Here is a 26,476-nt window from a genome sequence, read left to right as displayed (position 1 = left end):
TGACTTAGACCCTACATGGCAGGCTATTACACCCCCATAGTCATCGCTACTCAATTTCCTGTTCGCTTGGGTTGAAGGAACTGCAACACACTAGCACGAACTTTTCTATTTGGGGATCTAGTCTGGGGGCATAGTTTGCCGTCGGACTGACAAACTGGACAGTTTGGTTCCGGCCCAAATTCCCGGTCATCAAGACTTGGGGTAATTTCTACTTACCCAATAGTCAGTGGTTGCAAAAAGTATTAAAGTTTCTTATAAGCCTTATCAGAGAGTTACGGGGCCAAGCCTGAACACACAAAACAAAAATCAATTATGGATTATCGAGAAGCTGGTGTTGACGTGGTAGCGGGTCGGGATTTTGTTAACCGTATCCGCGATCTGCTACAAGGAACTTATCGCCCAGAAGTCTTGGGTGGTTTAGGGGGTTTTGGCGGGTGCTTTGAGTTACCCACAGGCTACCGTCAACCCGTCCTGGTATCTGGTACTGATGGTGTCGGTACGAAGCTAAAGATCGCTCATGCTGTTGACCGCCACGATACTATCGGTATTGATTTGGTGGCTATGTGTGTTAATGATGTCTTGACCTGTGGTGCAGCCCCTCTGTTTTTTCTCGATTATCTGGCTACCGGAAAACTAGAACCAGAACAATTAACCCAGGTGGTCACCGGAATAGCTACCGGTTGTCAACAAGCTGGATGTGCTTTATTGGGGGGAGAAACCGCTGAAATGCCGGGTTTCTATCAACCCGGTGAGTATGACGTGGCTGGCTTTTGTGTCGGTATTGTCGAAAAGCAACAGTTACTTGATGGTAGTCAGGTTAAGATCGCAGATGTGGCGATCGCTTTAGCCAGTAGTGGTCTCCACAGTAATGGCTTTAGTCTCGTCCGTAAGATTATCGCCGATCGCCACATTGATTGGAACCACCGCCCTACTCAATTTGATGGTCAAACTGTTGGCCAGGTCTGTTTGACTCCCACCCGCATTTATGTCAAACCTATTCTTAATGCTATTGCTCAGGGTTTACCTATTCATGGTATGGCTCATATTACTGGCGGAGGACTACCGGAAAATTTGCCCCGATCTCTTCCTGAAAATGCTGCTATTCGCATCACTCCCCACAGTTGGCCGGTTCCCCCCATTTTTACCTGGTTAGCTGACTTGGGAGATGTTCCCCAAAGTGCTATGTGGGAAACTTTTAATATGGGTATTGGCTTTGTCGTTTTTGTACCACCCGATCACGCCTCAGAGGCGATCGCATTCTTTCAATCCCAGGATATCCCTAGTTATACAATCGGGGAGGTCGTCCCTGGAAATCGACAACTAATTGGTTTGGACTAGCAACAGCATAAGTTTTCGCTAAAAAAAAGCCCGTTTGAGATACAATAGTATTTCAGGCTCAAATACCAAAGCGACCTTAGCAAAGCAATGTCCATTCAATGGCAGACCGCTAAAACTTACCAAGATATTCTCTATTGTAAGGCGGACGGAATCGCCAAAATTACCATTAACCGCCCTGATAAGCGTAATGCCTTTCGCCCGAAAACCGTATTTGAACTGTATGATGCTTTTACAGATGCCAGAGAAGATCAGGCGATCGGTGTAGTTCTGTTTACCGGGGCTGGTCCCCATACAGATGGCAAATATGCCTTTTGTTCCGGCGGCGATCAGAGTGTGCGCGGTGAAGCTGGTTATATTGATGATATCGGTGTCCCCCGTCTCAACGTTCTCGATCTTCAACGCCTAATTAGATCAATGCCTAAAGTTGTGATCGCCCTGGTAGCAGGTTATGCGATCGGCGGTGGTCATGTTCTCCATCTCATTTGTGATTTAACTATAGCCGCTGATAACGCCATTTTTGGTCAAACTGGGCCAAAAGTTGGCAGTTTTGACGGCGGCTTTGGAGCCAGTTATATGGCTCGTGTTGTCGGTCAGAAAAAGGCACGGGAAATTTGGTTCCTCTGTCGGCAGTATAATTCCCAACAAGCCTTAGATATGGGTTTAGTTAACTGTGTCGTTCCCGTTGATCAGCTTGAGACTGAAGGGATAACATGGGCGTTGGAGATTCTGGAAAAAAGCCCGATCGCTATTCGCTGTTTGAAATCCGCTTTCAATGCTGACTGTGATGGTCAGGCGGGGTTACAGGAGTTGGCAGGGAATGCCACTTTGTTGTATTATATGACCGAGGAAGGGGCAGAGGGAAAACAGGCTTTTTTGGAAAAACGAAAACCAGATTTTCGTCAGTATCCCTGGCTTCCTTGACCGCCTTCGCGCTAAACAGCGATCGCTTCTCAGGGTTGAACCCTTGAAGCTTCTAATTCTGGGTGAGTTGCAGTTATATTTGGGAAGTCTCCCACCATTGCTTCTCGTAGGGTCGGGAGAGTTTGATTCAGATGAATTACTGTATCCACCGTTTCCCAAGAAGGTGCAAAGACGGGAAGTGCTAGGGGACACGCTTTCCAACTGCCCTGGACCGGAACGTGGAGTTGATGGCATAGCCCGCCACGTCTCCCCTCAGGAGTGTAGTGTTGACAACAACGACAAGCAGACGTTAACAGGTTTGAAGCTCCCATAGCAGGCTTCCTCGCTAAAGAATGATCCAATACCTATATTCTCGTATATCCTTGATCCCTGCCTAGAATCCGTCATCCCTTATCCAGTATGCCTTAGAATCCGTTTTTATCGTTCAGGAAATTTTATAATTGTTTTATATTCTCTTTATATATAGATACAAACTTAGCTAGTTTGTTAAAGAAATGTAAAGCATCGGGGATCAAGTCTAAAGTAATCAAAACTAATTGGGGATCAACGCTAATTGATTGAGTCCCCTATTTGTCTTGGCATTTATCAGGTGTCAGGAGTTCGGCAAAGCAAATGTGGCAAACAGACCAGCGTTCTAGTTCACCGGGAGGGGTGGGGGAGTGACATTGAGGACATAGGGGCCAATGTTGCGATCGCCTTTGGATTTTACTAGCCCAAATTTCCCAAGCAGCGATCGGCGTTTTCGGTGCAGCCACATCCTCAGATATAACCTGATCAATAGTCCCAAATTCTCCCTTAACAGGGATAGTGCTGGGATGTTGGTTAATATCTGTCGTTTCCGTCAAAGCACCCGCCGCCAAAAGAGAAGACCCATGAGACCACTGAGCCGTGGAAAACTTGATATCATGCAAAGGATCACACAGCCACTGATTTAGGTGTCGGACAATTTGCTTACGCTGGAAAGTCAGCTCCTGAGTCCAAGCAGCGCTAGAAGTAGCCACCTGCAAAATATTTCGGTAAATCGTTATGGGTCGAGTATGAGCCTGTGCTGATTTTCCGACCACATCAGGCCAATGGCTAACCACTAGCTGAAACTGCTGTTGTTCCGGCGTTAAAATCCGGTCAGCAAAGGTACTTATAATCTGATCAATGGATTCAAAGTTCAATTAAAATCAACCCCATTTTCCAGGAATTTTGTTATGAGCCAATCTTCTCAAATTCAAGCTACCTCCTCCCCCCCCCAACTACAACCAGTCCTCCAATCGGTTTTGGAAAGCCTAGACGTAAAACTAGAGCAGGAACTAACCCGCTATCGCCGATATAGACGGCAATCTCAATCCGATAATCAACAGCCTAGGGAGTCATCCAATAGCCAATCGCCATCATTTCCAGGGGCGATCGCTCCTAACGCAATAACTCCAGAATTACCCCCTACCCAAACAGAACCACAGCGCCCCCCCACCGGGTGGGAATCAGTCCTATTACCAGAGCCGGCTCCCATTGTTCCCCACAACCAAAACCAGACAACAGCCAACGGTAATGGTTCTGCCGCCGAAACCTCAAGCGCCACCTCACCCCTAGGCTACCTAGAATCCACCGAAAAACTGATTAGCAGCATCGAAAAACGTGCCGAATATAGAAAACAGCGACAAAGTAAAAGTTGGACTAAGAGATTATTTACCCCCTTGGGGATGGTCTCTATGCTGCTGCTGTTTATTTCTAGTGCCATTTTAGGCTATGTCGTCACAGGTGGTGCCGGCTTGCAAATACTAGGCTTCAATCGCCTATTTAGGGATTCACAGACTCCTACTTCTGAGCCAATAGATACCAACACAGTAGAACCCACATCTCCTAACCTGGCTACCCAGGAATTTGTTGAGCTAGATCTTAATACCCTCAGTACCATCAATCCTAATCCCAACCTCCCTACCACTGCACCCCAAGGAACTCCAATAGATGGCGGCGCAACAGTTCCTCCCGCTCCATCTCCCTCCGTAGTCATTCCTACTGGTCCCGGACTTAATAACTTATCCCAGGAACTTTTACCTCAACCTGTCGCACCCGCACCCGCACCCGCACCCGCACCCGCACCCGCACCCGCACCCGCAGGCGGAACCACTCCCCAAGCTAATGCTTCCACCCCAGCTAATACCCCTACCCCTACCCAAGTTAATGCCAATCCTGTGAGGGCTGAAGATGGATTTTATTATGTGGTAACAGATTACGAAAATGAGGCCAGGCTGGAAACAGTTCGCCAAGTGGTTCCTGATGCATACATCCGCAGATTTAAAACAGGTGTCAAAATTCAAATGGGGGCTTTAGGTGATGCCGAATCTGCTAAACTTCTCGCTGAAGAATTGCGAGCCGAAGGAATTGCCGTTCAATTTGATACCCCATCACCAGGAGAGTAAGGATTTAATCATGGTTTACATGGTCACCCCTCTTCAAAACTCAGAGGTATTAATACTAATACCAGTCTAACCCAGTGAATTGCTGCTGATTTTCCGCTAACGAGAGACTATAATCAGGAGAGGTTAACCTGCTAGGTATTCCGGCGATCGCTCCCTAGTATCAGGCGGCGAGCCTGTCCGTTGAAAATCTCTGAATACTTGTCAAATGTTCACCTTTTCAAGCCATAATAAATGCACATCCTGAATCAAGTTTGGCAGATGGTGGGCTCCCATGTTAGTCGCCTATTTAACCAAACTAAAGATCCTGAAACACTGCTGAATGAAGCTATAGACCAAATGCAGTCAGATCTAGTTCAACTACGACAGATCATAGCTGATACCCGTAGCACCCAAAAACAAATAGAACAGGATTATATTGATGCTGAAAAAAGTGCCCAGGAGTGGTACAAAAGGGCTCAGTTGGGTCTGCAAAAGGGTTCTGAATCGGTAGCACGGGAGGCTCTAATTCGTAGGAAATCTTACTTACATACAGCTAGTCAGATGCAAGAACAGTTGCAGATACAGCAACAAATTTTGGCACAACTTAAATCTAATTTACGAGAACTCTCGGAGCGTGCAGCTAATGCTAAAACTCAGCGGGATCTGTATCGGTCTAGATCCTATTCTCTGGAGGCTTACCAACGTTTGAATGAAATGGAGGAAAGCCTTGATTATACTAGGATTATAGACCGCCTTGAGGAGCGAGCTATTGAATTAGAAGTGCGATCGCCAGAATTAATCAGCTTGGGGGATGAATACAACAATGATAACTATTCTGATGCCGAAATTGAAGCTGAGTTAAATGCCATCAAAGCTCAAATCCGATGGCGATCGCATTGACCATCAAATCCTATCAATATTTCACGGGTTCGGTTTAGACATCTGGGGAGGCTCTACTAATCAATCATGCGCTTATTTATTATACCCCCTATACCCAAGTTATCCTTACGTCTGGTCTTAATTGTTCCATTTTTACTACAAATTACTATAGCTTTCGGATTAACAGGATGGTTGTCTTATCGGAATAGAACTCGCGCCATAAATGACCTGGCTACCCAGTTACAAGTTGAGGTTAGTAACCGGATTAAACAGGAAATGAATACCTATCTGGAAACTCCTCACCTGATTAATCAAATTAATGTTGATGCTATCAATCAAGGGTTAATTTCCATAGATAACATTCCCGCACTAGAACGCTATCTATGGACACAATTACAGCAGTTCCCCACCGCCAGCTATATTGGTATGGGTATGGAAAACGGGGATTATATTGGCGCGGGACGCTATGATGATGGTTCCATTGAATTTGATATTTTAACTGATAGCACTAATCGTCAGTTAGAAAAATGGTTAACAGATGATCAAGGGAACCGAACTGAGTTGGTGAGTTCCCGCGATAATTATGATCCTAGAGGTAGACCTTGGTATCTGGTAGCGGTAGAGGCGGGTAAGCCAGTTTGGAGTGAGATTTATGGGTATTTTGGCTCCCAAGCCTTAGTGGTTTCTGCTAATCGACCAATTAATGATTCCCAAGGAAATTTACTCGGTGTAGCCAGCAGTGACCTAACTTTAAAGCGCATTAGTGAGTTTCTCGGTACCTTAGAAATTGGCAAAACCGGACAGACATTTATTGTGGAACGTAATGGTTATTTAGTGGGAACTTCTACCCTCGAAAAAACCTTTATTACGGATGAAGAAAATCGCGACACTGAAAGAATTTTGGCAGTCGAAAGCAGTGATATAATGACCAGAGAAACTGCCCAATATTTATTTGATAAATTGGCTGATATTAGTGAAATAAACAATCACGATCGCCTCAGTTTTTATGCTAATAGTCGGCGAGAGTTTGTCCAGGTAACTCCCATGATTGACCCTAGGGGAATTGATTGGTTAATTGTGGTGGTGGTTCCTGAAGCGGATTTTATGGAACAGATCCATGAAAATACCCGCATCACAATTTTATTATTTATGGCGGCGTTAGTGTTAGCAATAATTTTGGGTATTCTCACTGCTAGATGGATTAGTGAACCGATTTTACGCCTCAGTGAAGCCTCCAGTGCTATTGCTAGTGGGGCTCGTAATGCGACCGCTAGTGCTGAGTTAAATCAACAGGTAAAAGTTGAGAAGATTCGAGAATTGGGGATGTTATCTGAATCCTTTAATATGATGATACAAAATTTGCGGGATTCATTTATTGCACTAGAAAAGACTAACCGCGAATTAGAACAACGGGTATTAGAAAGGACGGCGGCGCTGTTTCAAGAAAAAGAGCGATCGGAAGAGTTATTACTGAATGTTTTACCTAAGCCTATTGCTGACCAGTTGAAAGCCAATAAAAAAGCTATCGCTTCTGCTATTGAAGAAGTCACTATTTTATTTGCTGATATTGTGGGATTTACTCCCCTATCAGCGCGCATGGATCCTATTGAGTTGGTGAGTTTACTTAATGAAATGTTTTCGATTTTTGATAACCTAGCCGATAAACATAAATTAGAGAAGATTAAAACTATTGGCGATGCTTATATGGTGGTGGGAGGTTTACCGCTACCGCAAAATAATCATGCGGAGGCGATCGCCGATATGGCTTTAGAAATGCAAGCAGCAATGAAACAGTTTCAAGGTAGTTATTTAATGGGTTCAGAATCATTCCAAATTCGCATTGGTATCAATACCGGAGCCGTGGTAGCTGGGGTAATTGGGATTAAAAAATTTATTTATGATTTATGGGGAGATGCGGTTAATATTGCTTCCCGCATGGAATCATCAGGAACACCCGGTTCTATTCAAGTCACCGAGGAAACCTACCACCGTCTCAAGTATAATTATATATTTAAAAAACGCGGTCTAATTCCCGTCAAAGGAAAAGGACAGATGACTACTTATTGGTTATTGGGGAAAAAACCAGTAGTAGATATTTCCTAATGATTACCATCTATCTATCAGTTAATATCCTGATCCTCAATTATCGATTTAACCGCATTAGATTGACTGAGGACATAAACACCAGCCACAGTTATTTCAACCGGAATAGTACCCAGTAAACTAGGGCTAGGGGCGAGTAATTTACCATTATACTGATTCAAAATCGGCTTAATCTGATTCAGGGAACTTTCCGCCGCCTTTTGTGTAGCAACCATTTCAGCTTTTCGCTGTTCAGGAGATAGACGTGGCGATCGCTGATGATTAGATGGGGGAACCTGGAGGAAAACCAGAACCCGGATTTTTTCCTGAGACTTGAGACCCGCCAAACGAGCAGCAAATTCGGGGCTAATTTTCATCTGGTAGTTCTCCCTAACGCAACTGTTTAATGGGGTTAATGGGGGGAGCGCTGCTGGGTTAGCATCTCCTAGCACCACCCCCAGCAAAGTTAATCCAATTATGCCGTATGGCATCATCAAAACCACCCCCCCTAATATAATCATTAAACCTATTTCAGAGCTTGTAGAGCTTCCCAAGGCTTAATTAACCCCCATCCCCAACGGTTATCCGGGCGCATTTGTTCTCCCCCAGGGTGTTCGGCTGTTTCTCGCAACACTTCCACAATTTTGCTCACTGGAACATCAGGTTGTGCAGCTAACAATAGCGCCACCACTCCAGCCACGTGGGGAGTCGCCATAGATGTACCATCCATATAAGTATACTCAAAAGACCCATTAGCCTGTTTAGTCGGAGGAACAGCCGAATAAACCTGAGCCCCAGGGGCGGATATATCCGGCTTAGTCACTAAGCGGTTAGGAGCATCATCTGGAAATACTAAACTCGCGCCACTGCTAAAAAATGTAATTCCCAGTTCCGAATTAGGGAGCATTTCCACCGCCCCAATAGAGAAAGCATTATGAGCATTTCCAGGACAGCTAGTATTACCATGATTTTCGTTACCGACCGCCACCACAGGCAGAATATCATATTGATTGATCAGCATATCAAAAACCTGGGCAAATAGAGGCTCATAGTAACTCATACCCAACGACATATTTATCACATCTGCCCCATTCTCAATTGACCAGGAAATACCCTCGATTAAGGTTCGCAGGGTGGCATTACCAATCAGAACCCCTCCCGCTAGTAAGTCCGCTTCTGGGGCGACACCAATTGAAACCCCACTTTCTGTTTTACCACCAGCCACAGTACCACAAACGTGGGTCCCATGATTTCCACCATCAAAGGAAGGCGTAGCCGTAATTCGTCGCCCTAAAGGGTCGATGACTACAAACCCTTTAACCCGGTCTTTTAAGGCTGGATGATCTCCATGTACTCCCGTATCGAGAACCGATACTGTAACCCCTTTACCTTTGGTCTTTTCCCACATTTTGGGAATTTCTAATAGTTCTAATCCCCAGGTTAACTTGTTATTTTCTTCCTGCCTCCGTAATTGTTGATAGTCAATGGCACTAGGTTCAATTAATTTGATTTTTTGGTTAGGTAAAACTGCTACCACTCCTGGTTGTTCCACTAAAGCTGGTAAAGTTTCGGCGGTCACTTCTACTGTAGCAATGGGTAATGCACCTGAACCAATAGCAGAGACATTGAAGTTTTGACCGACAGCACTTTTATAACTGGCTGCTAGTTTGCTGACTTCGGCTTGGTGACTGGTGGCGGTTTGCTGGATAGTATTAAATCTTTGTTGAGAGTCACGCGGCGCGATATTTGTGGGGTACTGTCCCTGGAAAATTACGATCGCATCTTGTTTCCCTTGGGGGTCGGTGTGGGATAAAAACGGAGCAAAAGCTGGTGAAATTTTGGGGTTAATGGTCATTATCTTATGTCCTGTGAATTGATGGGAATTACCTAGGTAGACAGGTTCACTAATCTGGTTTAGGATTACCTTGATTAGGTTGAACCATTCCCTACCTATTTAACTATTTGACCCCAGTTTACTAATATACTGACATCTGGGGTGAAGGGTTCGCACCTCTTGTGGTTGTCAGTCCTCAACTTCGTTGACCTCTCAACCATTTCCGGCAAGGTTGAGATTTTAGCTATCAGATACTGTAGCAATGCAGTCTATTTCTACCAATACATCTTTCGGTAATCTGGCTACTTCTACGCAGGCACGAGCGGGAGCATTTTCGGAATCGAAAAATTTGGCATAAATTTCATTTACGCTGCTAAAATGGCTCATATCCTTGAGGAAAATGGTGGTTTTGACTACTTCTGACCAACTGCTTTTGGCAGCAGTAAGGATCGCTTCTAGGTTCGCCATTACCTGTTTAGTCTGTTGTTCGATATCTCCTGAACCCATCAGTTGATTGGTTTCTGGGTCGATCGCAATTTGGCCAGATACAAATACCATACCATTGACGATTACAGCTTGGCTATAAGGCCCCACAGGAGCCGGGGCGTGATTGGTGCAGATGATTTGACGCTTCATATTTGGGGTGGTTATAACTGCTATTGTTGATGCTTATTTTACACCTGATCGTCAATATGCGATCGCCCCTTTTTCTATTTTCATCTTCCCGAAATTGCCCGAATCATTGCCCGGATCAACAACACAGTATAAAATTACTCTAGGAGGGAATTATTGCCGGGTAATATTCTCCAACCTACCGCAGTGGCAGTTAACTCGAAATGACTATGATTGATGAAGGTGTTATCAAATATCAATGTAATTGGATAGAGGCTGAACCCTTAGCCTCCCCAGTCTTAGCCGAGTTAATGTATTGGCGCGATCGCTTGTATTCTTTGGGACTCATTGGAGTCTATGACAACGGCATAGGGTTTGGTAATATCAGTGTGCGTCTGGGAAACTCTGGAGAATTTATCATCACTGGAACCCAAACCGGACACCTAGCCCATTTAACCCCCCAGCATTATACCTTGGTTTCCGATTTTAGTTGGCAGGAAAATTGGATCACCTGTCGCGGTCCGATTCAAGCCTCATCAGAAGCCTTAACTCATGCTGCCATATATAGCCATCAACCTCAAATTAAGGCGATCGCCCATGTTCATAATCCCCAAATTTGGCAGCAATTAATGTTTAAAGTTCCCACCACTAACCCTAATGTTCCCTATGGAACCCCGCAAATGGCAGAGGAAATGTTCCGTTTATTTGCACAGGAAAATCTAGCCGATCACCAAATTTTAGTCATGGGAGGACATCAAGACGGCTTTTTGAGTTTTGGTCAGAATTTGACAGAAGCTGGGGAAATTCTGCTACAATCGGTTAACATATATCCGACAACATAACTATAGTTGGAGTCTTATGCAAAGACGTTCTATCGATTCCTTAGAAATCAATCGTCGCGCAGTACAACTGTTTGATGCTGCCTCTAACCGCTATAAAATTACTGTTCAGGTCGCTAAACGCGCCAAGCAGTGCCGCTACGAGGATTTTGATAATTTTGACGATAATCTGATGAAGCCAGTTATGCGGGCTATTGTGGAAATGTCCGATGAGTTGACCCAACCCGAAATTATTGTTGATCGCTAAAGTTTCATGAGACCAAGTTCCATAAAGCGATCGCCATATCCTAGACTCGTTGCATTAGCAGTCGCGAGTCTGGTCCTATTCACAGCGATCGCTACATTGACCAAATCTCCGACCCGCGCCCAAATCCCCCCCCAGCATTCCTCACAATTAGCCCAAGGGGGAATGTTGCGGGTGCGTGATGTTTGGCAACAGGTATATGAACTTTTGCCAGACCTACCCAAGGAAAATCACCACATTTCCACCGAAACCGGAGAACCTGCCGAAGATAACACCCTAATTGATCGGCTAATTCGCTATCACGTTTATATCCAAAATCGCCCTACCCAATTTCGCCTAGACTGGAAACTGACCCTGGCTGATTATTTAGGTGCTAATAAAATAATGCGGCCTGAGCAATACCCCCGCGCTCGTGTTTTGCGGGAAAATCCCCTAGAGGGAGACAAAAAGGCGATCGGCTCCTTAAATAGACAACAACGGGATGCCTTAGTTGATGTTCTCGTCGGTATCTTTAATCCTAGCGCTGCTGATGCCGTATCCGAAAGACAACCCCCAGCAGACCCGCCGTCAACACCTCCCCCATCAAATGCTGGTGATAATCGCCGTTTTTCCCTCCCTCCCCTTCCCCAGCCGGGAGACTCAGAATTGTTGCTTCCTTAGTTGAGTTAACAAATGGACAAAATTTTGAGAAATGGGGCTGGCTGGCGGTTAGGCTGGGACCCCAACGCCTCGGAGTTTAAGGGGTTAGTCGGGGGAGAAGGATGGGCGGTTGAGTTAACGGAACCGGAATTAGATGATTTGTGTCGTCTGTGTGGACAACTCGCCGACACCGTTAGCCAAATAGCTGCGGAAATTATGGACTCCGAACGCCTCACCTGTGAAGCTGAAAGCGATCGGCTTTGGGTACAGCTAGAAGGCGTACCCCACGCCTACAGCCTAGAGTTTATTCTGAGTAACGGGCGGCGCTGTGAGGGAAGTTGGCCCCCGGAGGCAGTCCCGGAACTTCTGGCCGCCATGAAAATTTTAAAAATGTTCTAAAAAGTTGTTGGAAATTTCGATTATGTGTGTTATGCTAGTGAAGCACATCGGGGCGTAGCGCAGCTTGGTAGCGCACCACTTTGGGGTAGTGGGGGTCGTGGGTTCAAATCCCGCCGCTCCGATTTTACTTAAACCCTTATCCTAAGGGCGAGCGACGGGAACACTTAACCCGGTAGTCGCTCTGTTGCAGCCAATTTGCAGACAATTTGCACCTAGCATAGGGGTAGAAACTATTGTAACTCAATCGAACCAAGTTGGAAGAGATGAAACGGACGCTGTTTGCAATTATTCTAGGTGTGTTTATCGCGGTCACTTTTTTGGTAGTCCCGCCCGCAGTTGCTGCTACAAATGCGGTTACGGGAGGACAAGGTAACCCGACAACTAAGCCAGTGGTCAACCAGACAGCAAGGAAAAGAACAGACAATTCTCGGGCTAAATGTGACCCTTCCTATCCTGATATTTGCATCCCACCTTACCCACCAGATCTAAATTGTAAGGATATCTCCGATCGCAGTTTCGGGTGATCGGTTCTGACCCCCATAAGTTCGATCGCGATCGAGATGGAATTGGTTGCGAGAATTAGCCATTAGTCCTATCCGAAAACCTATGCTCTAACTTAACTGTTAATTAAGCCCACGATTGACTAATGCTTAAAAATATCATCGAACTGCATTAAATCTAAGGTTACAATAGTCGGCAAACATTGGAAACAATCCAGGGCTAAATCCCAGCGTTCCTCACGCTTGAGCATCTGGTTTAACTTATCTTTAGCTGATAGTAAATATCGCACATCATTAGCTGCATAATTAAGCTGATTTTCCGATAAATTTGCAGCATTTCCCCAATCGGAACTTTGAGAAGATTTATCTAATTCCACCCCCTCCAATTCCATGATTAAATCTTTTAAGCCATGTTTGCCAGTATAAGTCCTGGCTAATTTACTGGCAATTTTAGTACAAAATACTGGGTTAACTTCAATCCCCAGATTATGGCGCAAAGTAGCGACATCAAACCGGGCGAAGTGAAAAACCTTGAGGATATTAGTGGTTTCTAAAAGGGTTTTTAAATTGGGTGCTTCCCTTTGTCCGCGTTCAATCCGAATCGCCACCACCTGTCCTTTCGGGTCACAAATTTGCACCAAACAGAGGCGATCGCGCCAAGGTAATAAACCCATAGTTTCCGTATCGATAGCCAAAGCCTCAGCTTCCATGAACTCCGAAACACGAGAATCACTCAAATCGCGATCGCACACCTGAAAATCATTCATAATCACGCACCCCTCTGGTGGTTTATTGAACCATATATCCTCTCACTGAGGGCGGACAAAAATCTGGGTAAAATAATACTCCCCCTTAGCATTTATAGCCACACCAATTCCAGTCAAAGAATAGTCACCGATCATATTTTTATGATGACCCGGGCTATCAATCCAACCTTTAACCGCCTGCTTTACCGGATCAGCATAACCATAATTATAAGCCAGATTTTCAGCAATTTGGCGGAAGCGGATCTGACTACCGACAGCCTCAAACCTTTCTTTTGAACCATCATGGCTAAACCGAACCCGTCCCGTCGCCATATCCTCCGAATGACGGCGAGACTCATTACTGATACGAGAGTCCAGTTGTAGAGGTGACAAACCTCGGCTTTGGCGGTACTCATTCACCTGTTGATGAACCTGTCGTTCCAAACTAGCAATATCTCTGGTAGAAGCAATCACATAATTTGAGGGATTAACCACTGAGAAAAAACCCACTTCCGGGAGGAAATGATAACCCAAGATTAACCCCATTCCCACAGAAGCCAAAGCCATTAAATTGCGTGTCATAGTCAAATCTCTGAATCAAGAAACTTAGCTACTGTTTGCACATCCTTATCACCCCGTCCCGAACAATTGAGAACAATATTAGGGCTACCTTCGAGTTGAGGACAGAGAGTTTCTAAATAAGCGATCGCATGGGAAGTTTCCAAAGCCGGAATAATACCCTCCAACTGGGATAAACGCCCTAAAGCATCCACCGCCTCCCGGTCAGTAACGCTGTAATATTCAGCCCGTTGGGTATCCTTCAGATAGCTGTGTTCCGGTCCCACTCCCGGATAATCCAACCCGGCGCTAATAGAATGTGCTTCAATAATCTGACCATCATCATCCTGCAATAGATAACTCATAGCGCCATGTAGAACCCCCACACGCCCATGAGTTAGGGTGGCGGCGTGTTTTCCGGTCTCAATACCAGATCCGGCTGCTTCTACGCCAATTAGACGCACAGAGGACTCATTGACAAACTCATAAAACAACCCCATAGCATTCGACCCACCACCAACACAGGCGATCAGAATATCCGGTAAACCACCCCATTTTTCTAAACACTGGGCGCGGGTTTCCCGACCAATCACCCCATGAAAATCTCGCACCATCATTGGGTAAGGATGGGGGCCAGCCACAGAACCCAGAATATAGTGGGTAGTTTCCACATTCGTCACCCAATCCCGAATCGCCTCAGAAGTGGCATCCTTCAGGGTTCCGGTTCCCGCTGCCACCGGTCTGACTTCTGCCCCTAATAGCCTCATTCTAAAGACATTCAGGGCTTGGCGTTCCATATCCTGTACGCCCATATAGATTACACAGTCTAAGCCGTAGCGGGCGCAAACCGTAGCGGTAGCGACTCCATGTTGACCCGCCCCAGTTTCCGCAATAATCCGTTTTTTGCCCATTTTGCAGGCTAGGAGAGCTTGGGCGAGGGCGTTGTTGATTTTATGAGCGCCAGTATGGTTGAGGTCTTCCCGTTTTAAGTAGATTTTCGGACCGCTACCGTCAGGTCTAGCATAGCGATCGCTTAAACGGGGGGCAAAATACAGGGGACTCGGCCGCCCCACATAGTCCCGCAATAAATCTTCTAGTTCCCTTTGAAAGTCGCGATCGCTCACATAATGTTTAAAAGCCGCTTCCAGTTCGGCCAAAGCTGGCATTAAAGTTTCCGGGACATATTTACCACCAAATTGCCCAAACCGTCCTACAGATGGGTCAATTACTGGATTGGGGTTCGTTGATGAGTTGGAATGTAGGGGAGTGGTTGTCATGAACAGGGGATTAATTTTCAGTACATCCAATGATTATAAGCCCTTCGAGACAGGTTGCACAATCGCCCTAGGAGTTGATATTGGTCTGTACATCAAAGCTATTTCCGACATAAGTTTGTCGGACACAGCCCACAATACTTGTCTGAATCGCAGCTAAAATCATTAAGCGAGATTTTTATATGCCCTACCATGCTCAAACATAGTGACTTTTCCCAAATAGACCAGACCATTCGCGTCCAAATTCTCAGCGAAGCACTCCCCTATATCCAAAAATTTGCTGGTCGTACCATTGTCGTTAAATATGGCGGCGCGGCCATGAAAGACAGTAACCTTAAAGATACTGTCATGCGAGATATTGTGCTGCTGTCCTGTGTTGGTATTCGGCCAGTGGTAGTACATGGTGGAGGCCCAGAAATCAATACCTGGTTAGGGAAACTGGGAATTGAACCCCAATTCAAAAACGGCTTACGGGTCACAGATGCCCCCACAATGGATGTAGTCGAAATGGTACTCGTGGGGCGAGTCAATAAAGAAATTGTCTCCCTCATCAATCAGGTAGGAGGTTTAGCAGTAGGATTATGTGGTAAAGATGCTAACCTGATCCGCGCTCGTCCCCAGGGTGAAGAGGGCATAGGATTTGTGGGAGAGGTAACCAGTATTGATACCAAGTTACTAGAATCCTTAGTTGATGGCGGTTATATTCCTGTAGTGTCCAGCGTAGCATCTGATGAAACAGGTCAAGCCTACAATATCAATGCTGACACTGTTGCTGGTGAAATCGCCGCCGCTTTAGGGGCCGAAAAATTGATTTTGCTCACCGACACAGCCGGAATTTTAGAGGACTACCATAAACCCGAGACCCTCATTGCCAAGTTAGACATTCAGGAAGCCAGGGGACTGATTGAACGAGGAATTGTGGCTGGCGGTATGATTCCTAAAGTTACCTGCTGTGTGCGGAGTCTCGCCCAGGGAGTACGCGCCGCCCATATTATCGATGGTCGCCTTCCCCATGCCTTGCTTCAGGAAATCTTTACCGACGCGGGAATTGGCTCTATGTTAGTAGCCTCTGACCTTAAATACTAATAGCCAATCCCGTCACTTAATCATATAGCGGGCTATCTAGCCCGCACCCCGGAGAAGGGGCAACCCTTGTTGGCACGGTATGCCTCATCTGCACCGTAGCCCCAATTCGTCAATTAGGGCTACTGCCATTAGTGGTGGGTTGTTGACTATGCTTTAGGCTCAATACGAGCGTAGAAAGCACCACGGATTTTCACCTCAACAGCTTCTTTCGCACCTAAATCATTATCAGAAGGCTGTTCGCTTTCAAAAATGCCAGCAATTTCGCCAGTTTCGCCATCAACTTTAGCTACCTGTAGGGAAATATGACCAGCCTTAAACTTGGTATCAGCAAGTTTAACATTGGCATTAACATAATCTTCCTCGTCAGCAGTAGCAGGTAAAGCCACAGCATTATCATAACCAGAAGCCAAACCCCGTGCCTTCGGATCGAGGAAAGTTGAACCCCGATAGGAAGGGACATTAAAATCCCCAGAGAAGTCGGTAGAAGTATTAATGCTAGTCAGTCCAGGTTGACTGGTGGCTACTAACCCTTTAATAGTGAATAGGAATGGCACTTGCTCACCACCAGGGAGTAAAACGGTAATGGGCTGAAAATCAATCCCATCTTTTTCAGTAAATTTCAGGCTGCCATCTGGCTGAAATTTCAAGAGACCGCGAACCTGGTCTAAGCTATAAGTGAAGCGAGTTAACAATCTGCCTGGTACAAACTCAGCCTCTTGTCGCTTATTAGCCGGTTCTTCTTTCACAAAGTAGCTAGTAGGTTGCAGACACAAGCCTGTAATTTCATAGGAAGCATTTTGGTCAAGGGGAATTGAACCCCGGGCGGTTTCAGGAAGACTCGGACAGTTAACCGCTAAACCAGTGTTCCGAATATCATCATAAGTTAGTAATGATGGATCTTTTGCGGATGGACTTTCAGAGCAAGCTGTGAGTACCGAAAGGCAAAATGCCAAGAATGTCGCCACTAAAGCGCGATATTTCATTTTCAACCTCAATATCCAAAATCGATATGTGACATAATTTTCTAGTTGGCAGAATCGACGCTCCCCGCTCCCTAGATTGAGCGAGTCACCTGATCCCACCCCATTTTAATGGGGGCTGTCCAATACAGCATTTTACCCTGATTACGACTTTTTTGTGACCAGAAGTACAAATTTATCGGCTTTAAGTGTTTTTACCTGGGTTTATTTACGGATTTAAGCGGAAATTGGTAGCAGGTTAGATCTATGATGAAATCGTGAACAAGCATAATCATAATAGGAAATTATGGAGCAGGAGACTGATTTTGAGGCTCAATTGCAGTTGTTGACCCAGAATATCCAGGATTTGACCGTCCAAGCTAATGATGACACCCTCATGCTGTTATCCCTATTGCGAACCTTAGAACAGCTTCACCAAAAAATCCGAGAAGATGTGTTTCAGAAGACTTTACCCAAGAACAGACAGGAACTTTATCATTTACTGCGCGAGATAGAAGCCCAAGGGGGATGGCCATATATTCCCCGTAAATCCCTAAGATTCATTTTGAAAAATCTGGATTTATCAACCCCCTCTGATCCGGACAATAAGGGGGCGTAGTGAGTATAGATGCGATTTTGGGGTCTTTTGAACGTTTTGGCATTAATCTTGGCTTAGAACGCATTACAGAGCTTATGGTGAGGTTAAATAATCCTCACTACCAAGTCCCTGTTTTGCATATTGCTGGAACTAACGGTAAAGGGTCGGTATGTGCCTATTTATCCTCAGTGCTGACGGAAGCGGGATATCGTGTGGGGCGCTATATTTCTCCCCATTTGGTCGATTGGACTGAGAGAATTTGTATCAATGGGGTTCCTATAGATAATCGGGATTTGCAGATTGTACTGCAAGATGTGATCAGGGCTATTTCTTCTGATGAACTGTTACCGACTCAATTTGAGGTGATTACTGCGGCGGCTTGGCTTTATTTTGCCAGAGAGAAAGTCGATGTGGCGGTGATTGAGGTGGGCTTAGGGGGACGACTCGATGCTACTAATGTGATTGATCAGCCTTTGGTCAGTGTAATTACTAGCCTCAGTCGGGAACATTGGCAGCGTCTGGGTCCTACTTTGGCGGATATTGCTAGGGAAAAGGCGGGTATTCTTAAACGAGGATGTCCGGCGGTGGTGGGACCCCTTCCGCCGGAAGCGCGAAAAGTGGTGAACGATCGCCTTTTAACTCTTGGCTGTCCCACTACTTGGGTCGAACCGGCACAATTGCTCAAGTCTGACCCTTTTCACCCGGTAGCTAGTTATGGGAATTTCCAATATATTTTACCCATGCCGGGACAAGTTCAATTGCTCAACTCAGCTATAGCGATCGCCGTTTTGGAGTCTCTCAAACAACAGGGTTGGGCGATTTCTGATACAGCTATCATCGAGGGTATCGCTAAAACTCGCTGGCCGGGTCGTCTACAATGGATAAGTTGCCATGACAATCGCTCATTTTTGCTTGATGGAGCGCATAACCCGGCGGCTGCGGCGGCTTTGCGTGAATATGTGGATGAGTTGCAACAGAGGGGAACTGTTGATGGTCCGATTACCTGGGTAATGGGGATGTTATCCACTAAAGACCATGATGATATTTTCAGGGCGACGTTACATTCTGGCGATCGCTTACATTTAGTTCCCGTACCTGATCATAGTTCAGCGATGCCGAACGGGCTCGCCCACCTCGCCCACGAAATTTGTCCCCAACTTGGATATTGTCAAACCCATAGCGATCCTATTGTAGGCTTAGAAACAGCTTTAGCTAATTCAGATAATAGTCTAGTAGTCCTGTGTGGTTCCCTATACTTAGTAGGTCATATCCTGAAAGCTGTCTCATCAGGTGGGGGGGGATATTGATACTCAGTCCGAGAGAATTTGGAGGCGGATTTTCCCCTCGTCGCTATCTCCTAGATTAACCTCAATCACCTGACCGGCTAACTGTTCGAGACAATTAAGGAGCGATCGCAAGTGGGGGGTACTGGCTCCGGTATCTACATATAAGCGATCGGCGAGACTCCCCACTCGTCGCCAAGTGCTATGAAGTTTAACAATAGTTTGTTCCAACTGAGTAGCCTGCTTAACCAAATCGGAAGCCGTAGCTAAACACCCCACCCGCAAAGCCTCTTCCAAAGCCATTTCCAGATCTACCGAAGACTGATTTAAAGCCTGAACCTGTGCAGCAGCATCAAGATATTTAGCTAAACTACGAGCATCAGAGGTTAACTGGCGCACGGTATCGACATCAGGGTTAGCGACCATTTCTCGTTGAATTTCCCCAACGTGGGTATCTGGTAACTTTTCCATTTCCCGCACCAGAGGCGCTAGATAACGGGGTGGAAGCGCTCCCACAGCGGCTTTTTCCCGGACTTCATCAGGAACCAAATCGGAACTCATAGCGGTCCATTCATCAGCCAGTTGGCGGACTTCCCTTGTTGTGATGCGATCGCCTGCACAGGCCACATCACTGACCATTTGCTGTACTTCTGGGGAAGATTTAGCGGTTTCGATAAAAGCTCGTTTACTGAAATTGTTAATAGCATCGGGGTTCAGATGTCCCTCAGCCAGGAGAGTATCAGCACTATTAGCCAGTTCAATTAAAGCATAAGCCTGACTTTTGCTGATTTCTCGCTGTTTGAGCCAGTGGAGAAAACCCATTCCCCGACCTTCGCCGCCTCGTTTTTCGCGATCGCGAACCGCCCGCAAAATCCGTCCCCGCCAAATTTCGGTTTGTAAATCAAAGCGATCGCACACTTTCCAGGCTGTGTCTACCTGATGAGCAAATTCATGGTCGGAAACTTCCTCATCTTCAGGATCAGGGAGTTCAAAATTAAGGTCACTCAACTCGGTGAGAACCTCAGCGAGTTCAGTCGCAGATTGGGGAATTTCAGGCATCTACTAGCGTAATGGTTATGGACTTGCCGGAACATTATACATTAACAGGTCTTAGGCAAAGCTGTTTCTGGGTAAATCCGAATCTTCTTTGATAACAGACCTGTATTTCCTGAGTCCGTACAATCGGCAACTGAAGACCTGGACAATGGCATGGTTGTTGTGTGAGATAATGAGTCAATATACCACCATAACTGGAATAATATTTCCGGAAATATCCTTAAATTACTTGTTAATCCCCCTCTAATCAGAAACACCGAACTACCATGAAGCAAGCGATCGCCATTCCTTCCGTTTCCGTAACCTACGCCCACCGATGGCACTTCTACCCGCACCAACGCCCCCCTGATGCGCCATAATCAAGAGATCGCCTACCAAAAAAGGGGGGAACAATATCTGCTGATTAAATCTCCCCCCGCCTCTGGGAAAAGTCGGGCGCTGATGTTTATCGCCCTCGATAAGCTGGAAAACCAGAACCTGAAACAAGCGATCGTCGTTGCCGGGGGAAAAGGCGATCGGTGCTAGTTTCCATGATGAACCTCTGACTAAGTTTGGCTTTTGGGCAGATTGGCACGTTGAACCCCGGTGGAACCTCTGCAAGCCAGACGGCAGCGATGGCGGTAAAGTAGAAGCGGTGAAAACCTTTCTCGAAGCGCGATGATCAAGTCTTAATTTGCACCCATGCCACCTTCGGCTTTGCGGTGGATAAATTTGGCGTAGAAATGCGCTTACGATCGCCTGATTGCGGTTGATGAGTTTCACCATGTTTCCTCTAACCCTGACAACAAGCTGGGAGACCATATCCGCCAACTGATGGCTCGCGACAAAACCCATATCGTGGCCATGACGGGTTCTTATTTTCGGGGGGATGCCGAAGCAGTCCTACATCCCGAAGACGAAGCCAAATTTCACCACGACTACCGGTGCACTATTATGAACAACTCAACGGCTATGAACACCTAAAACAACTGGATATCGGCTATTATTTTTACTCCGGTAGCTACACCGATGAAATCATGCAGGTACCGGGCCCCAACGAAAAAACGCTTTCTGCATATTCCTAACGTTAATTCCCGCGAGAGTACCAAGGACAAAATCCGGTACGCTTAACATATTATTGAGGCATTGGGAGAATGGCAAGGCACGCCTCCACTTGCAGGATTTCAATGGGTCAAAACCGCGCCCGGGTAAGATTCTCAAGATTGCCGATTTGGTGGATGATGACCCCAGCAAGCGGGATAAAGTGGCAGCCGCACTGAAGGACCCCACCCACAAAGATAATCGCGATCGCGTTGATATTATCATTGCCCCCCTGATGGCTAAAGAAGGCTTTGATTGGATTGGTACAACACGCTTTAACCATTGGTTACCGTTCCAGTTTGACCGAAATTGTCCAGATTATTGGGCGGGCGACCCGCGACGCACCGGGTAAAACCCGCGCCCGGTTTACCAACTTGATTGCGGAACCTGATGCCAGCGAGATGGCAGTGACAGAGGCGGTGAATGATACGATTAAGGTGATCGCTGCCAGTCTGCTAATGGAACAAGTCCTAGCCCCCCGCTTTCAGTTCAAACCCAAGCGCCCGGACAATCAACCCACCCCCGGCTTTGACTATGGAGAAAGTGGCTACGATCCGAGTCGATGCAATGTGGGAGTTAAGCCACCAAAGCGGGGAAATTCAGCTAGAAATTAAGGGTTTAGCCCTACCCAAAAGCCCGGAAGCCTCCCGCATTTGTCGGGAAGATTTAACGGAATTGGTGACGGCTTTTGTCCAAGATAAGCCGAGTATCGAGCGCGGTCTATTTGATGAGGAATTGGTGGCAGAGGAACTCACCCAACTACGGATGGGTAAAATTATTAAACAGAAATTCCCCCTACTGGATGAAGGCGATCGCGAAGCCGTCCGCCAACACGCAGTAGCCGCTCTCAATTTGGTACAACAAGCTAAGAAAACCAGTAACGAAGGGGACGGGGTAGCCACCAAAAACACCGCCCTAATTGACGGGGTGCGGCAGTTTTCCCTATCGGTGACAGACTTAGATATCGATCTGATTGACCGGATTAATCCTTTTGGGGAAGCATACGCGATTCTAGCTAAGTCCACTCGTCGGGAACGCCTGAAACTGGTCGCAGAGGCGATCGCCGCCAAGCGAGTCAATCTCTCCGTAGAAGAAGCGCGAGAGTTAGCAAAGCGGGCGCTACAGTTCAAACAGGAAAGGGGTCGGTTGCCTTCCCTCACTGCCGCCGATCCTTGGGAAAAGTGCATGGCGGAAGGGGTTGCCTTTGTGCAACGGAAAGTTAAGGAGGAAAAAAAAGCCTAAAATCAATTGATAGCTCATCTGGAGGTGAAAATCCATGAAGCTCTCCCTAGAAAAACCCACCCCCCCAAACTCCATCCTCCAACGCCACAACGCCACCTGGCAAGACTATGTGGCTATCCGGGATCACCCGGATATAGACTGGCAAAAAATCTCATTTCATCAAGGATGGTTGTGGGTAGATATGGGTAAAGAAGGACCGAATCATGCTTCGTTCAGTGATTTGATAACGGCAATTTTCTTTGTTTGGGTATTTCTGCACCCTGAGTTTGTTTTGCAATCTTATGGTCGCGCTTGTCATTGAATGCCCCGATACCCACGCCTGTGCGCCAGATTTAGTGCTGTACAAGGGTGATAATATTCCCCGATGGCAACCCGGACCAGCCGCGCCGGATTGACTTGCGTCGCCACCGTTTGCCGGACTTGGTGGGGGAAATTGCTGATACTACCCTCAGCCTTGACCTAGATGAACAAAAGCAACTCTACGCCAGCTTAGGGATTTCTGAATATTGGGTGGTTGATATGAAAGGGCGGCGGATTTTTGCCTTTAGCTTGACTCCATTGGGGCATTATGAAGCGATCGCCCAGTCCCAAGTATTGACGGGGTTGCCGATCGCCCTTTTAGAACAAACCCTAGAACGGCTGAACACCGAAACCAACACCGCTGCTGCCAATTGGTTAATCCAACAGTTACAAAACCCGCCAGAACATGCATGAGAGCATTGCTGAACCTGAACACCACGAGGAAAACAATGGCTAAATCCCCGCCCAAATCTACCACTGATGAAGATTTAGAACTGTTGGCACAGTTGGGGATAAATATCGCCCCGGAAGCGACTCCCGAATATTCCCCTAGAGAAGAACGGATTATCGCGCTCGTTTGAGGAAATCGATCGCTTTGTTGCCGAAAAAGGTAGACTTCCTCAACTTATGGGCGATCGGGATATTTTCGAGCGCCTCTATGCAGTGCGCCTGGAACGTTTGCGGGAATCGGCGGAATGTCGCGCCCTCCTTGAACCTCTGGACTACCGAGGACTTTTAAACATCGAAAATGATGCCAGTTTTACCGAATCAGAAAACCTGGAAGAGGACCAAATTGAGGCGGCGCTTTTGGCTTCTTTGGGGGTTGATGCTGCTCCCGAAAATGATATCACCCAGTTAACTCATGTGCGATCGCGTCAAGAAATTAAGGCGGCGGAAGAAATTGCCCAGCGGTTTCCCTGCCAGAATTTTGATGAATTTAAACCCATCTTTGAGGAAGTTCAGCGTCAGTTAAAAACAGGCGATCGCCAAGCCGTGAAATATCAGGATTATGCCACCATTAATCAAGGGGATTTGTTTATTCTTGATGGTCAAAAAGTTCTGGTAGCAGAGACGGGGGAGATGTTGATCACTGACTATGGTCTGAGAAATTATAGGCTCCGGGTAATTTATGATGGCACGGCTGAGAGCAATCCTCTGTTTAGATCACTTCAGCGAGCCTTAAATAAGGATAAAACCAGCCGCCGCATCACTAAGCTGGATCGGCGGGATTGGGGGCGTTTATTTTCCGGTCAGCCCTAACCAGAAGTTAAATCAGATGATGATGATTTAATCACGGGTTATATTTATGTATTGCGGAGCCTATCTGACGAGCCTTTTATAGCCAAAAATCGGTCGATTATTCATAAAATTGGCGTGACGGGTGGGGATGTTAAAAAGCGCATTGCTAAGGCAAAGCATAACCCTAACTATCTGTTAGCAGATGTGGAAATTGTAGCCACTTTTCAACTGGCAAATATCCACCCGAAAAAGCTAGAGCTTCTCCTACATAAGTTTTTCGCGGGGGCGCGATTAGACCTGGAATTGATGGATCGTTCTTCTTGATTTTTTCCCAGTCCAGCCTAGAGAGTCGTTTCTAGTGCCATTAGATGCCATTGAAGAGGCGATCGCCAAAATCCAGGACGGCACCATTGAGCAATTCCAATATGAGCCGGAATTAGCCAGTATTATTAGAGTATCATAACACATTTTAGTAATAAAAAGCAATTGGGTTCCCACAATGGACATTTTCCCATGGGTTTTGGGAACCCGCAGAGTTTAATAGTTTAACTCACCAACGGAGTGAACGACGATGATTACAGAAATAGAGTTAAAAGATTTCAAAAGTTATAAATCGGCGACATTGCACTTAGGGCGGCTTACGGTATTAATTGGAGCCAATGCTTCCGGTAAAAGTAATGTTATTGAAGCCTTGCGGCTTTTATCTCGGCTTGCCACTGGGGAAAGACTTGGATTGCTCAGAAATCCGCAAAAAAAAGGAGATAATTTCTTTCGAGATAATGTCGAACATTTGGGATATAGAGGAAAGCAGACATTTCAACTAGCTGGCTTGACAAACCATCCCGATTGGGAAAGTTTTGAGATTCAACTAGGACTCAGTTCAGACAACCATTTGCAGGTTATGCAAGAACGGATTACCAGTTCAACTTCTAAAGTTCCGTTGTCTGAAATCACCAGTGAACCGCAAGGGGCAGGAAGTGATATTTTTGTGACTTATAATAATTTCGCAAAACGCAGCAAAAAACCGAGCCTGTTTTGTAGTATTTATTTGGCGGTTTTTGCCCAACTTTTAAGTACCATTTGATTTCGACCTGAAAATCTCAAAAGTCAAGAAATTATCCCGAATTGTTGAGAAAAATATGTCCGTTATTTAAGTGGAATTGTGTTTTTAGAACCAGAGCCTAGCTTGATGAAAAACTATGGTCACAAAACCGATTTAATTTTGCGTGAGAAAGGGCAAAATTTATCGGGAGTTATTTATAATTTATGTCAATCTACAACCTCTAAGCAGGCGGTTTTAGACTTTGTTTGTAGTCTTCCAGAACAGAATATTGAGGAGATTAGTTTTTTAGAAACCCCTCGGGATGAGGTGATGTTACAACTCACTGAAACCTTTGGAGGGGTGGCAACTCCTTATGATGCCGCCAGATTGTCTGATGGAACCCTGCGAGTTTTATCCATTGCAGCAGTATTACTTTCTGCACCGGAAGAAAGTTTAGTAGTCATTTAAGAAATCGATAATGGTGTACACCCGAGTCGTGCGAGTGCCTTACTGTCTCGGATGGCTGAAATTGCTCGACAACGTAACCTCCGTATTCTCATTAGTAGCCATAATCCTGCTTTATTAGATGCTCTTCCTGATGAGGCAATTCCTGAGACTGAATTTTGTTATCGCAGTCCTGATGATGGGTCAAGTCAGTTAATTCGGTTGCAAGATATTCCCGATTACCCGGAACTGATTGCTCAGGGTTCCGTGGGTCATTTAATGACTCGGGGACTGTTAGAACGTTTTGTCAAGCAGCATCCAGGAAATGAGAACAAAAAACAGCAGGCTCTAGACTGGTTGACTTCGCTTAATTCCATGGTGGAGGCTCACTAATGGCGGATGTTTCGATTGTCGATACTTCGGTTTTTTGTAATGTTCTTAATATTCCTAAATTGAATGATGAGCGAGGCTTAGTCATGGAACAACTTAGGGATTTTTTGGAAAAAGGAACCCATTTGCTGTTACCAATGGCGGTTGTTTATGAAACCGGAAATCATAATATTGCTCATATCAGTGAGGGTCGTTGGCGCCGACAATGTGCTGAGTTGTTTGTTGAGCAAGTTAAAATGGCGATCGCCGGAGAAACCCCTTGGACGGTAATGCAGGTTCCCACTTTGGATGAAGTGCAACTCTGGTTGACTGATTTTCCGGATTCAGCAACACAAGGTAAGGGTATGGGTGATCTGTCAATTATCCAAGAATGGGAAAAATCGAGGCGCTTGTTTCCCAATCGGCGGGTGTTTATCTGGTCTTTAGATACTCACCTTCAGGGGTATGATTCCCATCCTTAAAATGTTTAAGAGGAAGACAGTAATTTGGTGAGGGAGATAGG

The 26,476-nt window shown here is 46.0% G+C and carries 37 protein-coding genes and 1 tRNA gene; 28 read left to right on the top strand and 10 right to left on the bottom strand.

Translation table 11 applies throughout. From position 1 onward, the window contains the following. Positions 1-312: 312 nt before the first annotated feature. Together purM and menB are read left to right on the top strand one after the other, a co-directional pair. The gene (purM, locus tag N39L_RS30295; RefSeq protein ID WP_006618967.1) at positions 313-1,338 is read left to right on the top strand and encodes a phosphoribosylformylglycinamidine cyclo-ligase; all 1,026 of its coding nucleotides are present in this window, start codon (positions 313-315) and stop codon (positions 1,336-1,338) included. A gap of 87 nt (positions 1,339-1,425) precedes the next feature. Further along, positions 1,426-2,259 (top strand): 1,4-dihydroxy-2-naphthoyl-CoA synthase, encoded by an 834-nt coding sequence (gene menB, locus N39L_RS30290; protein WP_006618968.1) that lies wholly within the window; start codon positions 1,426-1,428, stop codon positions 2,257-2,259. A 29-nt stretch (positions 2,260-2,288) separates the two neighbouring features. Here the strand turns inward: menB and N39L_RS30285 are convergent, their stop codons facing one another. Both N39L_RS30285 and N39L_RS30280 read right to left on the bottom strand, forming a co-directional pair. After that, positions 2,289-2,570, bottom strand: coding sequence for a hypothetical protein (locus N39L_RS30285; protein WP_014277269.1), 282 nt, complete (start codon positions 2,568-2,570; stop codon positions 2,289-2,291). A gap of 255 nt (positions 2,571-2,825) precedes the next feature. Continuing rightward, positions 2,826-3,425: a DciA family protein gene (locus N39L_RS30280; protein WP_014277268.1), complete on the bottom strand. Its 600-nt coding sequence runs from the start codon at positions 3,423-3,425 to the stop codon at positions 2,826-2,828. A 33-nt stretch (positions 3,426-3,458) separates the two neighbouring features. Between N39L_RS30280 and N39L_RS30275 the strand changes: the two genes are divergently transcribed. From N39L_RS30275 to N39L_RS30265, 3 genes are all read left to right on the top strand, one after another. Then, positions 3,459-4,670, top strand: coding sequence for a hypothetical protein (locus N39L_RS30275; protein ID WP_014277267.1), 1,212 nt, complete (start codon positions 3,459-3,461; stop codon positions 4,668-4,670). A 231-nt stretch (positions 4,671-4,901) separates the two neighbouring features. Then, complete coding sequence (locus N39L_RS30270; protein ID WP_014277266.1) at positions 4,902-5,549, top strand: PspA/IM30 family protein; 648 nt, start codon at positions 4,902-4,904, stop codon at positions 5,547-5,549. Between the two features lie 66 nt (positions 5,550-5,615). Continuing rightward, positions 5,616-7,631: an adenylate/guanylate cyclase domain-containing protein gene (locus N39L_RS30265; protein ID WP_006617441.1), complete on the top strand. Its 2,016-nt coding sequence runs from the start codon at positions 5,616-5,618 to the stop codon at positions 7,629-7,631. Between the two features lie 17 nt (positions 7,632-7,648). Here N39L_RS30265 and N39L_RS30260 read toward each other — a convergent pair whose 3' ends face one another. From N39L_RS30260 to N39L_RS30250, 3 genes are all read right to left on the bottom strand, one after another. Continuing rightward, positions 7,649-7,987, bottom strand: coding sequence for a DNA primase (locus N39L_RS30260; RefSeq protein ID WP_231852032.1), 339 nt, complete (start codon positions 7,985-7,987; stop codon positions 7,649-7,651). A gap of 149 nt (positions 7,988-8,136) precedes the next feature. After that, positions 8,137-9,465 (bottom strand): S8 family serine peptidase, encoded by a 1,329-nt coding sequence (locus N39L_RS30255; RefSeq protein ID WP_006617443.1) that lies wholly within the window; start codon positions 9,463-9,465, stop codon positions 8,137-8,139. A 219-nt stretch (positions 9,466-9,684) separates the two neighbouring features. Continuing rightward, entirely contained in the window at positions 9,685-10,080 is a 396-nt protein-coding gene (locus N39L_RS30250) for a RidA family protein (protein WP_006617444.1), read from the bottom strand. Positions 10,081-10,280: 200 nt separating this feature from the next. Here N39L_RS30250 and N39L_RS30245 point away from each other — a divergent pair, with 200 nt between their 5' ends. The 5 genes from N39L_RS30245 to N39L_RS30225 all read left to right on the top strand — a co-directional run bounded on the left by N39L_RS30245 (position 10,281) and on the right by N39L_RS30225 (position 12,299). Next, complete coding sequence (locus N39L_RS30245; RefSeq protein WP_014277263.1) at positions 10,281-10,898, top strand: class II aldolase/adducin family protein; 618 nt, start codon at positions 10,281-10,283, stop codon at positions 10,896-10,898. A 16-nt stretch (positions 10,899-10,914) separates the two neighbouring features. Then, positions 10,915-11,142, top strand: a complete 228-nt coding sequence (locus N39L_RS30240; RefSeq protein ID WP_006617446.1) for a DNA-directed RNA polymerase subunit omega — start codon at positions 10,915-10,917, stop codon at positions 11,140-11,142. Between the two features lie 6 nt (positions 11,143-11,148). Next, a complete protein-coding gene (locus tag N39L_RS30235) occupies positions 11,149-11,799 on the top strand; it encodes a hypothetical protein (RefSeq protein ID WP_014277262.1) in 651 nt (216 codons plus the stop codon). A 12-nt stretch (positions 11,800-11,811) separates the two neighbouring features. Next, entirely contained in the window at positions 11,812-12,177 is a 366-nt protein-coding gene (locus N39L_RS30230; protein ID WP_006617448.1) for a DUF1818 family protein, read from the top strand. 48 nt (positions 12,178-12,225) lie between these two features. Continuing rightward, positions 12,226-12,299: transfer RNA gene (locus N39L_RS30225), tRNA-Pro, on the top strand. A 521-nt stretch (positions 12,300-12,820) separates the two neighbouring features. Here the strand turns inward: N39L_RS30225 and N39L_RS30220 are convergent. Genes N39L_RS30220 through trpB form a run of 3 tightly spaced genes read right to left on the bottom strand, consistent with a single transcriptional unit; the run spans position 12,821 to position 15,258 of the window. Then, positions 12,821-13,444 carry a ribonuclease H-like domain-containing protein gene (locus N39L_RS30220; RefSeq protein WP_014277260.1) on the bottom strand — a complete coding sequence of 208 codons (624 nt, stop codon included), beginning with the start codon at positions 13,442-13,444 and terminating at the stop codon, positions 12,821-12,823. A gap of 42 nt (positions 13,445-13,486) precedes the next feature. After that, a complete protein-coding gene (locus N39L_RS30215; protein ID WP_006617450.1) occupies positions 13,487-14,005 on the bottom strand; it encodes a CAP domain-containing protein in 519 nt (172 codons plus the stop codon). Between the two features lie 2 nt (positions 14,006-14,007). Further along, positions 14,008-15,258, bottom strand: a complete 1,251-nt coding sequence (gene trpB / locus N39L_RS30210) for a tryptophan synthase subunit beta (RefSeq protein ID WP_014277259.1) — start codon at positions 15,256-15,258, stop codon at positions 14,008-14,010. Between trpB and N39L_RS30205 the strand changes: the two genes are divergently transcribed. Together N39L_RS30205 and argB are read left to right on the top strand one after the other, a co-directional pair. Continuing rightward, the gene (locus N39L_RS30205; protein ID WP_157888751.1) at positions 15,257-15,415 is read left to right on the top strand and encodes a hypothetical protein; all 159 of its coding nucleotides are present in this window, start codon (positions 15,257-15,259) and stop codon (positions 15,413-15,415) included. The genes trpB and N39L_RS30205 overlap by 2 nt on opposite strands. A gap of 32 nt (positions 15,416-15,447) precedes the next feature. Beyond that, positions 15,448-16,341, top strand: a complete 894-nt coding sequence (gene argB / locus N39L_RS30200; protein WP_006616814.1) for an acetylglutamate kinase — start codon at positions 15,448-15,450, stop codon at positions 16,339-16,341. Between the two features lie 146 nt (positions 16,342-16,487). On the opposite strand, the gene N39L_RS30195 is transcribed toward argB, so the two are convergent. Continuing rightward, complete coding sequence (locus N39L_RS30195) at positions 16,488-17,324, bottom strand: photosystem II manganese-stabilizing polypeptide (protein WP_006616815.1); 837 nt, start codon at positions 17,322-17,324, stop codon at positions 16,488-16,490. 283 nt (positions 17,325-17,607) lie between these two features. Here N39L_RS30195 and N39L_RS30190 point away from each other — a divergent pair, with 283 nt between their 5' ends. Further along, positions 17,608-17,919: a hypothetical protein gene (locus tag N39L_RS30190; protein WP_006616816.1), complete on the top strand. Its 312-nt coding sequence runs from the start codon at positions 17,608-17,610 to the stop codon at positions 17,917-17,919. After that, complete coding sequence (locus N39L_RS30185; protein WP_006616817.1) at positions 17,919-19,205, top strand: bifunctional folylpolyglutamate synthase/dihydrofolate synthase; 1,287 nt, start codon at positions 17,919-17,921, stop codon at positions 19,203-19,205. The genes N39L_RS30190 and N39L_RS30185 overlap by 1 nt, the downstream gene beginning before the upstream one ends. Before the next feature lie 3 nt (positions 19,206-19,208). Here N39L_RS30185 and N39L_RS30180 read toward each other — a convergent pair whose 3' ends face one another. Then, positions 19,209-20,240 carry a hypothetical protein gene (locus N39L_RS30180; protein ID WP_006616818.1) on the bottom strand — a complete coding sequence of 344 codons (1,032 nt, stop codon included), beginning with the start codon at positions 20,238-20,240 and terminating at the stop codon, positions 19,209-19,211. 345 nt (positions 20,241-20,585) lie between these two features. Between N39L_RS30180 and N39L_RS30175 the strand changes: the two genes are divergently transcribed. The 14 genes from N39L_RS30175 to N39L_RS30110 all read left to right on the top strand — a co-directional run bounded on the left by N39L_RS30175 (position 20,586) and on the right by N39L_RS30110 (position 26,435). Next, a complete protein-coding gene (locus tag N39L_RS30175; protein ID WP_006616819.1) occupies positions 20,586-20,762 on the top strand; it encodes a DEAD/DEAH box helicase family protein in 177 nt (58 codons plus the stop codon). Then, positions 20,734-20,898 (top strand): hypothetical protein, encoded by a 165-nt coding sequence (locus N39L_RS30170; protein ID WP_014277257.1) that lies wholly within the window; start codon positions 20,734-20,736, stop codon positions 20,896-20,898. The genes N39L_RS30175 and N39L_RS30170 overlap by 29 nt, the downstream gene beginning before the upstream one ends. Before the next feature lie 492 nt (positions 20,899-21,390). Then, the gene (locus tag N39L_RS30165) at positions 21,391-21,669 is read left to right on the top strand and encodes a hypothetical protein (protein ID WP_050856805.1); all 279 of its coding nucleotides are present in this window, start codon (positions 21,391-21,393) and stop codon (positions 21,667-21,669) included. Further along, the gene (locus N39L_RS30160) at positions 21,617-21,931 is read left to right on the top strand and encodes a DEAD/DEAH box helicase (RefSeq protein WP_231852031.1); all 315 of its coding nucleotides are present in this window, start codon (positions 21,617-21,619) and stop codon (positions 21,929-21,931) included. Before N39L_RS30165 ends, N39L_RS30160 begins: the two co-directional genes overlap by 53 nt. Further along, complete coding sequence (locus tag N39L_RS30155; protein WP_231852030.1) at positions 21,861-22,559, top strand: helicase; 699 nt, start codon at positions 21,861-21,863, stop codon at positions 22,557-22,559. The genes N39L_RS30160 and N39L_RS30155 overlap by 71 nt, the downstream gene beginning before the upstream one ends. Positions 22,560-22,593: 34 nt before the next feature. Continuing rightward, positions 22,594-22,860, top strand: coding sequence for a hypothetical protein (locus N39L_RS30150; protein WP_014277253.1), 267 nt, complete (start codon positions 22,594-22,596; stop codon positions 22,858-22,860). Positions 22,861-22,907: 47 nt separating this feature from the next. Continuing rightward, entirely contained in the window at positions 22,908-23,273 is a 366-nt protein-coding gene (locus tag N39L_RS30145) for a Uma2 family endonuclease (protein ID WP_231852029.1), read from the top strand. 35 nt (positions 23,274-23,308) lie between these two features. Further along, a complete protein-coding gene (locus N39L_RS30140) occupies positions 23,309-23,440 on the top strand; it encodes a hypothetical protein (protein ID WP_286131425.1) in 132 nt (43 codons plus the stop codon). A 46-nt stretch (positions 23,441-23,486) separates the two neighbouring features. Next, entirely contained in the window at positions 23,487-24,119 is a 633-nt protein-coding gene (locus tag N39L_RS30135) for a hypothetical protein (RefSeq protein ID WP_014277251.1), read from the top strand. Between the two features lie 51 nt (positions 24,120-24,170). After that, positions 24,171-24,422: a GIY-YIG nuclease family protein gene (locus N39L_RS30130; RefSeq protein WP_014277250.1), complete on the top strand. Its 252-nt coding sequence runs from the start codon at positions 24,171-24,173 to the stop codon at positions 24,420-24,422. 247 nt (positions 24,423-24,669) lie between these two features. Beyond that, a complete protein-coding gene (locus N39L_RS30125; protein WP_014277249.1) occupies positions 24,670-25,182 on the top strand; it encodes an AAA family ATPase in 513 nt (170 codons plus the stop codon). A gap of 78 nt (positions 25,183-25,260) precedes the next feature. Next, positions 25,261-25,608, top strand: a complete 348-nt coding sequence (locus N39L_RS30120; protein ID WP_014277248.1) for an AAA family ATPase — start codon at positions 25,261-25,263, stop codon at positions 25,606-25,608. A gap of 51 nt (positions 25,609-25,659) precedes the next feature. Further along, positions 25,660-25,977 (top strand): hypothetical protein, encoded by a 318-nt coding sequence (locus N39L_RS30115; RefSeq protein WP_014277247.1) that lies wholly within the window; start codon positions 25,660-25,662, stop codon positions 25,975-25,977. Continuing rightward, complete coding sequence (locus tag N39L_RS30110) at positions 25,977-26,435, top strand: hypothetical protein (protein ID WP_006616684.1); 459 nt, start codon at positions 25,977-25,979, stop codon at positions 26,433-26,435. Before N39L_RS30115 ends, N39L_RS30110 begins: the two co-directional genes overlap by 1 nt. Positions 26,436-26,476: the final 41 nt, after the last annotated feature.

This window comes from Limnospira platensis NIES-39 (assembly GCF_026000695.1).
In the GTDB taxonomy this organism is placed as follows: domain Bacteria; phylum Cyanobacteriota; class Cyanobacteriia; order Cyanobacteriales; family Microcoleaceae; genus Limnospira; species Limnospira platensis.
The sequence above is the reverse complement of the archived record's forward strand: the minus strand, read 5'-3'. Positions and strand labels throughout refer to the sequence as shown.